The organism is Micromonospora sp. 067-2, from assembly GCF_046549295.1.
In the GTDB taxonomy this organism is placed as follows: Bacteria; Actinomycetota; Actinomycetes; order Mycobacteriales; family Micromonosporaceae; genus Micromonospora.
In genome coordinates, this window is record NZ_JAJPWB010000009.1 from 59,558 (window position 1) to 72,886 (window position 13,329).

9 protein-coding genes are annotated in these 13,329 nt (G+C 68.2%); 6 read left to right on the top strand and 3 right to left on the bottom strand.

Annotated elements, in window-relative coordinates; genetic code table 11:
* Positions 1-48: 48 nt before the first annotated feature.
* The 3 genes from ACLJN9_RS22040 (at position 49) to ACLJN9_RS22050 (ending at position 5,927) form a co-directional block, all read left to right on the top strand.
* Positions 49-1,596, top strand: a complete 1,548-nt coding sequence (locus ACLJN9_RS22040; RefSeq protein ID WP_410813381.1) for a ricin-type beta-trefoil lectin domain protein — start codon at positions 49-51, stop codon at positions 1,594-1,596.
* Between the two features lie 290 nt (positions 1,597-1,886).
* Positions 1,887-4,244, top strand: coding sequence for a ricin-type beta-trefoil lectin domain protein (locus ACLJN9_RS22045; protein ID WP_410813382.1), 2,358 nt, complete (start codon positions 1,887-1,889; stop codon positions 4,242-4,244).
* A gap of 357 nt (positions 4,245-4,601) precedes the next feature.
* Positions 4,602-5,927 carry a glycoside hydrolase family 76 protein gene (locus tag ACLJN9_RS22050; RefSeq protein WP_410813383.1) on the top strand — a complete coding sequence of 442 codons (1,326 nt, stop codon included), beginning with the start codon at positions 4,602-4,604 and terminating at the stop codon, positions 5,925-5,927.
* Positions 5,928-6,159: 232 nt separating this feature from the next.
* On the opposite strand, the gene ACLJN9_RS22055 is transcribed toward ACLJN9_RS22050, so the two are convergent.
* Complete coding sequence (locus tag ACLJN9_RS22055) at positions 6,160-6,348, bottom strand: hypothetical protein (RefSeq protein WP_410813384.1); 189 nt, start codon at positions 6,346-6,348, stop codon at positions 6,160-6,162.
* Between the two features lie 221 nt (positions 6,349-6,569).
* Positions 6,570-9,119 (bottom strand): lectin, encoded by a 2,550-nt coding sequence (locus ACLJN9_RS22060; protein WP_410813385.1) that lies wholly within the window; start codon positions 9,117-9,119, stop codon positions 6,570-6,572.
* Between the two features lie 348 nt (positions 9,120-9,467).
* On the opposite strand from ACLJN9_RS22060, the gene ACLJN9_RS22065 reads away from it, so the two are divergent.
* A complete protein-coding gene (locus tag ACLJN9_RS22065) occupies positions 9,468-10,556 on the top strand; it encodes a ricin-type beta-trefoil lectin domain protein (protein WP_410813386.1) in 1,089 nt (362 codons plus the stop codon).
* A 64-nt stretch (positions 10,557-10,620) separates the two neighbouring features.
* Here the strand turns inward: ACLJN9_RS22065 and ACLJN9_RS22070 are convergent, their stop codons facing one another.
* On the bottom strand, positions 10,621-11,553 hold the full coding sequence (locus ACLJN9_RS22070) for an N-acetylglucosamine kinase (RefSeq protein WP_410813387.1): 933 nt from the start codon (positions 11,551-11,553) through the stop codon (positions 10,621-10,623).
* Between the two features lie 96 nt (positions 11,554-11,649).
* Here ACLJN9_RS22070 and ACLJN9_RS22075 point away from each other — a divergent pair, with 96 nt between their 5' ends.
* Together ACLJN9_RS22075 and ACLJN9_RS22080 are read left to right on the top strand one after the other, a co-directional pair.
* Positions 11,650-12,567 (top strand): MurR/RpiR family transcriptional regulator, encoded by a 918-nt coding sequence (locus ACLJN9_RS22075; protein WP_410813388.1) that lies wholly within the window; start codon positions 11,650-11,652, stop codon positions 12,565-12,567.
* Positions 12,564-13,313 carry a sugar isomerase domain-containing protein gene (locus ACLJN9_RS22080; protein WP_410813390.1) on the top strand — a complete coding sequence of 250 codons (750 nt, stop codon included), beginning with the start codon at positions 12,564-12,566 and terminating at the stop codon, positions 13,311-13,313. The genes ACLJN9_RS22075 and ACLJN9_RS22080 overlap by 4 nt, the downstream gene beginning before the upstream one ends.
* Positions 13,314-13,329: the final 16 nt, after the last annotated feature.

Sequence of the window (13,329 nt, forward strand, 5' to 3'; positions counted from 1 at the left end):
ACCGCCGGTCCGCGGTCGACCCGCGGCCGGGAGCTGGAAGGACCCGCAATGAATCGTTTCCCAAGAGTGCTCGGCGTTGCCGCCGCAGTGCTCACCATGCTCGGTCTCACGCCGACCGTCGGTTTCGCCGACGCACGCCCGGCACCGACCGCGCCGACCGCGACGCCCACCCTGGACATCGACCCCGGCATGGTCGCCGCCCTGCGGCGGGATCTGCACCTCACCGACGCCCAGATCGGCGAGCGGGTGCGGGTCGAGGCGGCAGCGCCCGCCGTCGAGCGGCGGCTACGCCAGCGGCTCGGCCCGTCTTTCGCCGGCGCCTGGATCCCCGACGGCGGCGACCGCCTGACCGTCGCGGTCACCGACACCTCCGCCGTCAGCGCGGTACGCGCCGAGGGCGCCGATGCCTCGGTGGTCTCCCACAGCGAGAGGCAGCTCACCGCCACTCTCACGGCGCTCGACAGGCGCGGCGCCAAGGCCGGCAGGAAGGTGCACGGCTGGTACGTCGACGTCCGGGCCAACCGCGTCGTCGTGACGGTGGGACCCGGCGGCGAACCGGCCGCCAGGACGTTCGCCCGGGACAGCGGCGTCGCTGTCGACGCCATCGCCGTCGTCGAGAACCCCGAAGCGCCCAGGCCCCTCTACGACATCCGTGGCGGCGACCAGTACGTCATCAACGGCAACACGCTCTGCTCCGTCGGCTTCGCGGTCGTCGGCGGTTTCGTCAGCGCCGGACACTGCGGCGGCACCGGCAGCCCCACCCTCGGATACAACAACGTTGCACAGGGCAGTTTCGCCGGCTCGTCGTTTCCCGGCAACGACTACTCGTGGATCCGCACCAACAGCTCGTGGACCCCGCAACCGTGGGTCAACAACTACTCGGGCGGCAATGTGACCGTGGCGGGCTCCCAGGACGCCGCGATCGGTAGCTCGGTGTGCCGGTCGGGCCGCACGACAGGCTGGCGTTGCGGCACGATTCTGGGCCGCAACGAGACGATCAACTACTCGCAGGGTGCCGTCTCCGGGCTGAGCCGCAGCAACGCCTGCGCCGAACCCGGGGATTCGGGCGGCTCGTGGATCTCGGGAAACCAGGCGCAGGGCGTGACCTCCGGCGGGTCCGGCAACTGCAGCTCGGGCGGCACGATGTGGTTCCAGCCGGTCAACGAGATCCTCAGCACCTACGGCCTCAGCCTGGTCACCACCGGCGGCGGCGGAAGCACCCGCCTGATCAGCAACTGGAACAACAAGTGCATCGACGTGCCCTCGGCCAACTTCTCCGACGGCGTACCGCTGCAGACCTGGGGATGCAACGGGACCGCCGCCCAGGCGTGGACGTTCACCGGTGGGGCACTGAGGACCCAGAACAACAAGTGCATGGACGTCACGGGCGGCTCCACCGCCAACGGAACCGTGGTCCAACTCTGGTCCTGCAACGGCACCGGTGCCCAGCAGTTCGTCCTCTCCGCGGCGGGCGATCTGGTCAACCCGCAGGCCAACCGGTGCGTCGACATCGACGGCTGGAACGGTAACGACGGTGCACGCCTGATCATCTGGGACTGCGCCGGCACCGCGAACCAGAAGTGGCACCTCGGCTGACCTGTCGCCGGTCACCGCCGCCAGTCGCCGAACGCGGCCGGCGGCGGTGACACACCCCCGACAGGTCGCTTCCCCGCACCGCTTCCCGGGCGACCGTTTCCGCGGAGATGACAACGTTGACATTCTCGTAACGTTCATCTTTGATGGTCGATGTAAGGCTGTGTTCGATCTTGTTGATTCCCGATCGGTTCAGGAGGTTGATCGCGCCCATCCCGCGGCACCACCACCACAAAGGAGTAACCCCCATGTCCCCATCCCCGCACAGAAGAGGACGTCGTCGTCTCAGCATCGTGGTCTCGTCCCTGCTACTTGCCACGACGGCCTACGTCGTCAGCGCCACACCGGCCAGCGCCGCCACGACGACGGTCAACGTGAACGGCGGCATCGTCGGCCGGACGTTCGACGGCGTCGGAGCGATCAGCGGCGGAGGCGGAAACTCGCGACTGCTGATCGACTACCCGGAACCCCAGCGGTCGCAGATCCTCGACTACCTGTTCAAGCCGAGCTACGGCGCAGCGGTGCAGCTGCTCAAGCTGGAGATCGGCGGCGACGCCAACTCCACCGACGGCGCGGAGCCGAGCCACCAGCACGTACGGGGCGACACCAACTGCAACGTCGGCTACGAGTTCTGGCTCGGCGAGCAGGCGGTCGCGCGTAACCCGAACATCAAGCTGGTGGCGCTGCCCTGGACGGCACCCGGCTGGATCGGAAACCACAACTTCTGGTCCCAGGACATGATCGACTACGACATCTCGTGGTTGAACTGCGCCCGGCAGCACGGGCTCACCATCAACTATCTCGGTGGCTGGAACGAGCGCGGCCACTACAGCGGCTGGTACAAGAACCTGCGCTCGGCGCTGAACGCGGCCGGGTACTCCTCGGTGCAGATCGTCGGTGACGACAGTGGCTGGGGCATGGCCGACGAGTTCGCGAACGACCCGACGTTGCGCAACGCGGTCGGCGTGCTCGGCAACCACTACGTGTGCGGTTACCTGTCGCAGGCGGAGTCCTGCTCCACCACCCAGAACGCGAGAAGCTCGGGAAAGCCCCTCTGGGCCAGCGAGTTCGGCTCACAGGACGACAACGACGGGGTGGTCCCGTACATCCGCACGGTCAACCGCGGCTACCTGGACGCGGAGATCACCGGGTACATGAACTGGCCGCTGATCGCCGCCATCACCCCCAACCTGCCGTACGCGACCGTGGGTCTGATGGACGCCGGCTCACCGTGGTCCGGCTCGTACCGGGTGGGCAGGAACCTGTGGGCCAACGCGCACTACGCCCAGTTCACGCAGCCCGGCTGGCGCTACCTGAACAGCTCGGCCAGCGGTTACCTCGGTGGCAACCGGGCCAACGGCAGCTACGTGAGCCTCAAGTCCCCGAACAACACCGACTACTCCACGATCTACGAGACCAGCGGCACGACGTCCACCCAGACGGTGAACGTGACCGTCTCCGGTGGGCTGAGCACCGGAACCGTTCGCGTCTGGTCCACCGACATGGGCTCGTCGAACCCGGCGACCCACTTCGTCAGGCAGGCCGACATCACCCCGTCCAACGGGTCCTACTCCCTCACCATGCAGCCCAACCGGATCTACACGCTCACCACCACGACCGGGCAGGGCAAGGGTACGGCGACCAGCCCGGCGACCAGGGCACTGGCGCTGCCGTACTCGGACACCTTCGACAGCTACCCCGCCCGCGGCATGGCGAAGTACTTCCAGACCATGCAGGGCGCCTACGAGGTAAGCGACTGCGCCGCCGGGCGCACCGGCAGGTGCCTGCAGCAGGTGGCACCGGTCCAGCCGATCAACTGGCAGGACGACAGCGACGCCTTCGGCCTGGTCGGCGACACCTCCTGGAGCAACTACACCGTCAGCACCGACGTCGCCATGCAGCAGGCCGGCACGGTGACCCTGCTCGGCCGGGCGAACACCCAGCTCCGTCCGCAGAACCGGCAGGCCGCCTACCAGCTGCGGATCAGCAACACCGGTAGCTGGTCCATCGCCAAGCACACCACCAGCAACACCACGACCACACTGGCCTCGGGCACCCGTCCCGCACTGGGCCTGAACACCTGGCACACCATCAAGCTCGGCTTCTCTGGCACCCAGATCACCGCCACCCTCGACGGCGCCACCCTCGGCACGGTCAACGACGCCTCGTACGGCACCGGACAGGTGGGCATCGGCGTCGTGGGTTACCAGACCAACCAGTTCGACAACCTGACGGTCACTCCCAACGGCCCCGGCGACGGCAACGTCGGCGGCGTGCTGCGGGGTCAGGAGTCCGGCCGGTGCGTCGACGTGCCCGGTGCCAGCCAGACCAACGGCACCGTGGTCGCGCTCTGGGACTGCAACGGCGGCACCAATCAGTCCTGGACCGCGACCCCGTCCCGGCAACTGACCGTCTACGGCAACAAGTGCCTCGACGTCAACGCGGCCGGCACCACCGACGGCACCGCCGTACAGATCTACGACTGCAACGGCGGTACCAACCAACAGTGGACCATCAACCCCGACGGCACCATCGTCGGCGTCGGCTCCGGCAAGTGCCTCGACGCCACCGCCCACGGCACCACCAACGGCACCCTGTTGGAGATCTGGACCTGCACCGGCGGCCCCAACCAGAAGTGGTCACGAAGCTGACCAACCCCTAGCAACAACCGCACCACCCACGGACGGCTGGTCCGCTGTCCCACACGACACACAGCGGACCAGCCCCGTGGTCACCGTGGGCACACTCCTGGACCTTGCTGCCGTGAACGTCCCCGCACGGCAGGGCGAGCGCCGGTCTGGCGACAGTGGGCCAACCAACCATCACACCGCACCCACCGCTCGACAACCAGAGGAATCGAGATGGGCAATTCGTTCTTCACACGCTGTCTGACCATCGCGGCAGCCGCAGTCACCGGACTGGGATCGGTGGTGGGAGTAGCGGACCGATCGCCCGCAGCGGCCGCAGCCGCCGCCCAGATCCCTGCCTCCGCCAGCATCGCGACCCTGATGAAGTCCTACGACGCCACTTCCGGACGTATCGGCGGTGGATGGTGGACCGGCGCGGTGGCGCTGAGCACGGTGATGACGTACCGGCAGGCGACCGGCGACTCGTCGTACGACTATGCGATCTCCGAGGGATTCAACAAGAACAAGTCCGGCAACTTCATCAACGAGTACCTGGACGACGTCGGGTGGTGGGCGCTGGCCTGGATCCAGGCCTACGACATCACCGGCAACACCGCCTACCTGCAGATGGCGCGGACCGACGCCAACTTCATGCACACCTACTGGGATTCCACGTGTGGTGGCGGCATCTACTGGAGCACCCAGAAGGCCTACAAGGCCTCGATCGCCAACGAGCTCTTCCTGCAGGTCACGGCCGCTCTGCACAACCGGATACCCGGTGACACCACCTACCTCGGCTGGGCGAACGCCGAGTGGAACTGGTTCAACGGCAGCGGCCTCATCAACAGCTCCCGTCTGGTCATCGACGGAATCAACGTCAACACCTGCGGCTACAACAGTTCGACGTTCACCTACAACCAGGGGGTGGTGCTGGCCGGACTGGCCGAGCTGTCCCGAGCGACCGGCAACACCGGCCTGCTCACCACCGCCCGTTCGACCGCCGACGCGGCGACCACCCGGATGGTCAGGAACGGCATCCTGACCGAGAACTGTGAGCCGAACAACTGCGGAGCCGACGGGCCCGCGTTCAAGGGGATCTTCATACGGGGCCTCCGGACGCTGGCCACCGCCGCCAACACCACCGCCTACGACGGATTCATCCAGACCCAGGCCAACTCGATCATCACTCGCAACACCAACAGCGCGGGACAGCACGGCCTGGTGTGGGCCGGGCCTGTCCAAGGGGTCAACTACAACACGCAGGCGAGCGCCGCGGCGGCCCTGGTTGCCGCCCTGGGCGGCAGCACGCCGCCGACGCAGTCGGGTGTCCTGCGAGGTCAGGAGTCCGGCCGGTGCGTCGACGTCCCGGGCGGGTCGCAGAACAACAGCACCGTGGTCGCGCTCTGGGACTGCACCGGCGGTAGCAACCAGGCCTGGACGTCGAACTCCACGACCAGGGCCCTGACGGTGTACGGCAACAAGTGCCTGGACGTGCGGAGCTCGGGAACCACGGACGGCACCCCGGTGCAGATCTACGACTGCAACAGCAGCGGCGCACAGCAGTGGAACCTCAACGCCGACGGCAGCGTCGTCAACGTCGGGTCGGGCAAGTGCCTCGACGCGACCGCGCACGGCACCGCCAACGGCACCCTGCTCGAAATCTGGACCTGCACCGGCGGCACCAACCAGAAGTGGGCACGAAGCTGACCAATCCCGAACAACGACTCGCCATCGACGGTCTGAGCTTCCCGCCCAACACCTGGTGGATCCTTATTACCTTCTTGGTGGCCCCGAAAGGAACGCCCGGCCTCCGGGTCCGGCATGACTGCTCCCCCTGTTGAACGCATGGCCTGGGGTGTGGTGTCACCGGCCCGGAGGCATCGACAGACCACTGGTCAGGGGCATGACCGCCGGCTTGTTGGTATGCCGGGAGGCTCTCTCACGGGCCTGCCACGACAAGAAGATCACCCAGGGCAAGCACCACACCCAGGCCCTGCTCTGCCTTGCGCGATGCCGGGACCGACTGACAGTCCTCCAGTGAGACGCCAGGCACGCAGACATCCGGCAACGACCCCATCACCCCGGGATCGAAGAACCACTTGACGTCATCCCACAGCAGATCAGGCACCACGTCATCCTGCCCTCACCACAGCCCCGACGCCGACCCGATTCCTTGCACGAGCCCACAGGGGCACCCCCGGATCGGGCATGGCGCGATCGGCCCTGCATGCCGGTGGTGCTGTGGAAGGAGTGTTCCGCTGCGAGGGCGTCGAGGCGCCCTCGCAGCGGAGCAGACCTCCCGCGGAATCCGACGGCTACGCTCGTGCCCACTTCTGGTTGGTGCCGCCGCTACAGGTCCAGATTTCGAGCAGGGTGCCGTTGGCGGTGCCGTGCGCGCTTGCCCGACCCGACGTTGACGACGCTGCCGTCGGCGTTGAGGTTCCACTGCTGTGCGCCGCTGCTGTTGCAGTCGTAGATCTGCACCGGGGTGCCGTCCGTGGTTCCCGAGCTCCGCACGTCCAGGCACTTGTTGCCGTACACCGTCAGGGCCCTGGTCGTGGAGTTCGACGTCCAGGCCTGGTTGCTACCGCCGGTGCAGTCCCAGAGCGCGACCACGGTGCTGTTGTTCTGCGACCCGCCCGGGACGTCGACGCACCGGCCGGACTCCTGACCCCGCAGCGGGCCGGTGACGGTGGTGCTGCCCGTGCCGGGGTACGACGGCGGGGCCGCGGAGGCACCGGTCGCCCACGAGGTGTTCGGGGACGTTCCCAGGGTGAACGCCAGGGTGCCGCCGCCGGTCGCGAACGACTGCGGAAGGAACGCGTTGTTCCAGTTCGCCCCGTTCAGCGAGGCGCTCTGCACGTACGGCGCGTTGGTGGCCGCCTGCGGTGCGGTGATCTGGATTCTGCCGCCGCCGCCCAGCGACACCGACACGTCGGTGAACAGTGGGCTGCCCAGGGCCAGGTCCGAGGTGCCCGGGGTGTTCGGGTAGATCCCCATCGCGGACCACACGTACCAGGCGCTCATGGTGCCGAGGTCGTCGTTGCCGACTCCCCAGTCGGCCGGCGAGTTGGGCCAGAGCTCGTTCTGCACCTGGCGGACCTTCGCCTGCGTCTTCCAGGGCTGCCCGACGTAGTCGTATGCCCAGGGCAGGTTCATCGACGGCTCGTTGCCCATGTCGGCCTTGTCGGAGTCGTTGCTCTGGCCGTGCAGGCTGGACAGCACGCTGTCCAGGTAAGTGATCATGCTGCCGTTGCCGCCCTTGGCGTCGGCGAGGCCGCGCAGGTTGAACGGCACCATGCCGGTGTACTGCCAGGACGTGCCCTCGACCATGTCGGTGCTCTTCTTCGGGTCGAAGTTCGGCCGCCACTGCCCGTTGAGCTGCTTGCCCTGCATGAAGCCCGTGGCCGGGTTGAAGACGTTGCGCCAGGACTGAGCACGGTTGACGAATCGGTCGCGGTTCGTCGTGTCACCCAGCCGGCCGGCCATCGCACCGACTGCGAAGTCGGAGGTGGCGTACTCCAACGTCGTCGCGGTGGGGCCGTAGAAGCCACTCTCGTAGGTGCCGTCCGTCGGCAGGTAGCCGATGGTGTCGATGTAACGGTTGCCCTTGCGGATCATGTTCTGGGCGCTGGCCTGCGCCACCATCGCGTTCTTCGCCGCGGTGGTGTCGAAGGTGGTGGCACCGAACGCGTGGTAGTCAGAGATGATGATGGGAGCCGGGTCGCCGTTCATCACGTCGGTGTCCGCGTTGTTCAGCGACCACTTCGGCAGGAAACCGCTCTGCGCGTAGTCGTTGACCAGGGACTGCGCCGCGTCGCTCGCCGACTGCCGGTCGACCAGGGCGTGCAGTTGGGCCTGGCTGCGATAGATGTCCCAACCGGAGAAGGTCGCGTACTGCGCCTTCTGCGCACCACTCACCGTGTGCACCTGGCGGTCGAAGCCGGTGTACTGCCCGTTGACGTCGCTGTAGACGTTGGGATGCAGCAACGCGTGGTACAGCGCGGTGTAGAAGACCTTCTGCTGGTCCGAGGTGCCGCCGGTGATCTGGATCTTCCCGAGCATGCCGTTCCAGGCGTTGTGGGCGGCCTGGCGGGTGCCCTCGAAGTCCCAGCCCGAATTCTCGCTGGTCCGGTTCGCCGCGGCGTTGGCGTCGGACACGAACGACACGCCGACCTTGGCCTGCACGACGCGGTTGCTGCTGGCGTCGAACGTCACCGAGTTGCCGCCGCTGAACGTGCCGTTCGAGCTCATGGGCCGGTCGAAGAGCATGGCGAAATGCAGCGTGTACGTCGGACTCGACGCACAGAAATGCCCCGAGGTGATCCAGCCACGGACCTCGGTGCTGCTGACCCGGGTGAAGCTCATCGCGTCGGTCCGGGTGCCGGCGGAGCCCAACTTGAACAACAGGTTGGCCTGGCCCGTGGTGGGGAAGGTGAACCGGGCCATTCCGGAGCGGGTGGTCGCGGTCAGCTCGGTCTTCACGCCACTGCCCAGCGTCACCGAATACGCGCCGGCGCTCGCCGACTCGGCGCTGTGCGAGAAACTCGAGGTCGCCGCGCCGTTGACGGCGCCGACGGTCGGCAGGATCGGCACGTCGGCAGTGGCGTTGCAACCCGGGCCGGAGATGTGGTTGAGGCTGAAACCCGTGATCGACGTGTCGCCGTAGGCGTAGTTCCCACCCGGCGGCCGCGATGGCGTGTCGGGGCTCCACTGGACCATGCCGAACGGCGTGACCGCGCCGGGAAAGGTGTTACCGCCGTGCGAGGTCCCCAGTAGGGGATTGACCAGCGCGGCCGGATCCGTCACCGCGGCATCGGCCCGGGAGGTGGGTGCGGCCACCAGCCCGAGCAGTGCGAGGCTGCTGACGACAGGGAAACACCACCATCGCATCTTCATGGCAGCTCCAAGATCGAGGCGTCCCTCGCGGAGGGGGTCGAGGGACCATCGACATTCAGAGAACTCGATGTTGATGCGAATGTCAACGTTGTCAGAGGCATGAATGTTAACGTTGTCATCGACCTGTGATCCACCGGCTACGCCGACGTCATCGCGTCGTCACCCCGGTTGGCCCCACGCTGCCGGGCTCCCCGACCCAGTCGGCCGACACCCACGCCGCCAGCGCGACGACGACACCCCAGGCATTGACAGTCGATGATGGATCGGGTGAGTATGGCAACGTTGTCATGAGGAGGAAGCGCCCCCGAAGCCATGCACCGAGGGCCACCAGCCAGGAAGGTTCCGCCCATGCGTGTCGCTCGAATCCTGACCGCGCTGTCGCTGGGCGTGGCGGCCCTTGGATCTGCCGGATCTACGGCACCCGCAGACGCGGCGGCCGCCGCCCCGCTCAGGATCATGCCGCTCGGGGCCTCCAACACGTACGGAGTCAACTCGACGGACGGCAATGGCTACCGGGAGGTACTGCGCAGGCATCTGGTCGACGAGGCCGGCCTGTCGATCGACTACGTCGGCTCGCTGCGGTCCGGCAACTCGGTGGATCGGGACAACGAGGGCCACTCCGGGCTGCGCATCGACCAGATCGCCGCCGGCGCGGACGGGTGGTTGACCACGTACCGCCCCGAGGTGGTGTTGCTCAACATCGGGACCAACGACACGCGGCAGGACTACCAGCTGGCGACCGCCCCGGACCGGCTCAGCGCGCTGGTCGACCAGATCCTGCGGGTCGTGCCCACCGCGACGGTCATGATGTCGACGCTCGTACCGAGTGCGACACCCGCGTACAACGCCAGCGTCCAGGCGTTCAACGCCAAACTTCCCGCCATCGCGCAGGCCAAGGCCGCAGCCGGGAAGAAGGTCCACCTCGTCGACCTGAACAGCGTGCTGACCCTCGACGACATCGGCTCGGACGGCGTCCACCCCACCGACGGCGGATATGTCAAGATCGCCGATCTCTGGTACGCGGCGCTGCAGCCGGCGCTTGGCCTGGGCACCGCCGGGATTCTCCGAGGGCAGGAGTCGGGCCGGTGCGCCGATGTGCCCGGCTTCGGCCAGACCAACGGAACCGCGATCGGCCTGTGGGGCTGCAACGGCGGATCCAACCAGCGGTGGACGGCGACCCCGTCCGGGCAGCTGTCGGTGTACGGACGTCAGTGCCTGGACGTCGACGGCAGGGGCACCGCGGATGGCACGAAGGTCCAGATCTGGACCTGTACCGGCGCCAACAACCAGCGATGGAGCGTCAACCCCGACGGCACCGTCGTCAGCGTCTCCGCAGGCAAATGCCTGGATGCCACCGGGCACGGGACGGCCAACGGCACTCCCCTGCAACTGTGGACGTGCAACGGAGGCGCCAACCAGAGGTGGGCGCGTCGTTGATTCTCTGGAGCGGAGACCGCAATGCCGGCGTCGAGACGAGCGCCCGCGCTGCTGGGAGCCGGTGTCACTCCGGCGCGGGCCGGAGCATGCGGTGGTGCAGGCGCACCGCCTCCTCCTGGTCGGTGATCTGACGCAGTGCGAGCCAGGCGGCCCCGACCGCCGGGTCCCCTGCGGTCGTAACCGGGCCGGCAAGAGAGGCCAGGACCGCCGCTCGCACCGGCGTGGTCTTGGTCAGCAGACTGCCGGCGAGCACGACGGGACCGTCCGGCGGGCCCAGCTCGCCGAGAGTGGCGACCAGTCGAGCGGCGGCCTCGGCGGTCAGGCGCTCGGCGAGGGCGTCGCCGGCCGTGGCGGACCCGCACACCAGGGGTGCCAGCGCGGCGAATGCCGCCGGCTGCTGGCGGCCGGCCCAGCGCACGAGCTCGTCGCAGCTGGTCACTCCGGCCCGCGCCGCGATCACGGCTGCCAGCCCGCCGTCCACCGTCGGCCCGGACCAGGCTCGGGCAACCGAGCGAACCGCCTGCAGACCCAGCCACATGCCCGAGCCCTCGTCGCCCAGCAGCCACCCCAGGCCGTCGGCGGTGCGGTTGACGCGCCAGTCGTCGATGCGGGCGGCGACGGCGCCGGTGCCGGCGATGAGCGCCGCTCCCGAGCGTGCCGACGTGCCTGCCGCGAAGGCCGTCACCGCGTCTGCCACCAGAGCGACCGGGCAGATCAGTCCACGGTGGGACCACTCACTCGTGAAGGCCGCCGTGACCTCCGGATCCGCCAGGACGCCCGCACCGGCGATGCCCGCGACGCCGCTGACCACGGACGCTGGATCGTGCTCGCCCAGGGCATCGCGCACCGCGGCACCGATCGAGCGAGCGGCCGCCGGCCCGACCGCCGTCGGGTTGCCCGGGCCTGCCGAGCCGCGGCCCACCACAGTGCCGTCCCGGGTCGCCACGACCGCCCGGGAGGCGGTGCCTCCGGCGTCGACACCCAGTACCAGCATCATGCAGCAGATCGAAGCATAGAAAATTCTTGTTGACTAGATGGCAATGTGGTCGTAATTTTCATGCTCATAGTTACTCGATGAAAAGGACGACCACTGGTGACGGGTGAGAGTGGCGGGCTGCTGGTGCGGCTGCGCATGGAGGGGCCGACCATGCCGGAGGCCCTGGCGAAGATCGCCGAGGCCATCCTCGGCGATCCGGAGACGGCGGCGCACGCCAGCATCGTCGACCTGGCCGAACGATCCGGGACCTCCACCGCGACGGTCACCCGCTTCAGCCGCGCACTCGGCTTCAAGGGCTACGCCAACCTGCGCGTGGCCGTCGCGACCGAGACCGGGCGGGCCGAGCAGGCACGCTGGGAGACCGACATCTCCGGAGACATCGCACCGGACGATCCACTCGGCAGCGTTCTCGACGTGATCACCGCCGCGGACACCCGGGCCATCCAGGCGACCGCGTCCGGCCTGGACACCTCCGCGGTGGAACGGGTGGCTGCCGCGATCGCCACCGCCGGCCGGGTGGAGATATTCGGGCTGGGCAGCAGCGGCACCGCGGGCAGTGAGATGGCGTTCCGGCTCGAGCGGATCCGCATTCCGGTGCGGTACCGCGCCGACACGCACACCGCCCTCACCAACGCCGCGCTGCTCGGGCCGGGCGACGTCGCGATCAGCCTGTCGCACTCCGGTCGGACCCGTGAGGCGATCGAGATGCTCGCCGAGGCCGCCGATCACGGTGCCCTGACCGTGGCGGTCACATCGTTCGCCCGCTCACCGCTGGCCGAGGTCGCCGACGTCGTCTTCACCACCTCGGTCCACGAGACCACATTCCGGCTCGCTGCTCTCTCCGCGCTGCACTCGCAGCTGCTGATCCTCGACCTCATCTACGTCGCCGTCGCGCAACGCACCTACGAGCGGACCGCGGAGGCGCTCGAACTCACCGTGCGGGCCGTCGACGCGCACCGGCTGCCGGACACCAATGGGAACCGCAAGCGAGCACGGAGGGAAAAGCCGCTGTGACGATCAGAAGCGCCGACTACGTCGAGGTCATCACCAAGGCCATCGGACGCGTCGGCACCACGCAGAGCGACCGGGTGGCACGGGCCGCCGATCTGCTGACCGCGACGCTGCAGGCCGGCGGGGTGATCCAGGCGTTCGGCTGCGGACACTCCGAGGCACTCGCCATGGAGATCGCCGGCCGGGCCGGCGGCCTCGTACCGACCAACAAGATCGCCCTACGCGACATCGTCCTCTACGGCGGTGAGCCGACCAACGTGCTCAGCGACCCGCAACTCGAGCGAACGCCCGACGTCGCGCACCGCCTCTACGAACTCGCTCCGATCAAACCCGACGACGCCTTCGTCATCGCCTCCAACTCGGGCGTCAACGGCGCCGTGGTGGAGATGGCGCACCTGGTGAAACAGCGCGGGCACGCACTGATCGCGATCACCTCGATCGAGCACTCGGCCCGCGTCGAGTCGCGACACGACAGCGGGCTCAAGCTCGCCGACCTCGCCGACGTCGTCCTCGACAACGGCGCACCGTACGGCGACGCGGCCCTCGACTACGGCAACGGCGCCGTCGGAGCCGTCTCCTCGATCACCGCGGCACTGCTGGCCCAGCAGATCGTCACCGAAGTGGTGGCACGGCTGCTGGCGCTCAACGTCATCCCGCCGGTCTACCTGTCCGACAACGTGCCGGGTGGGCGGGAGCACAACAAACTCATCGAAGAGCGGTACGCCGGTCGCATCCGGCGTACCGCATAGGGAAAAGGCCCAGCTG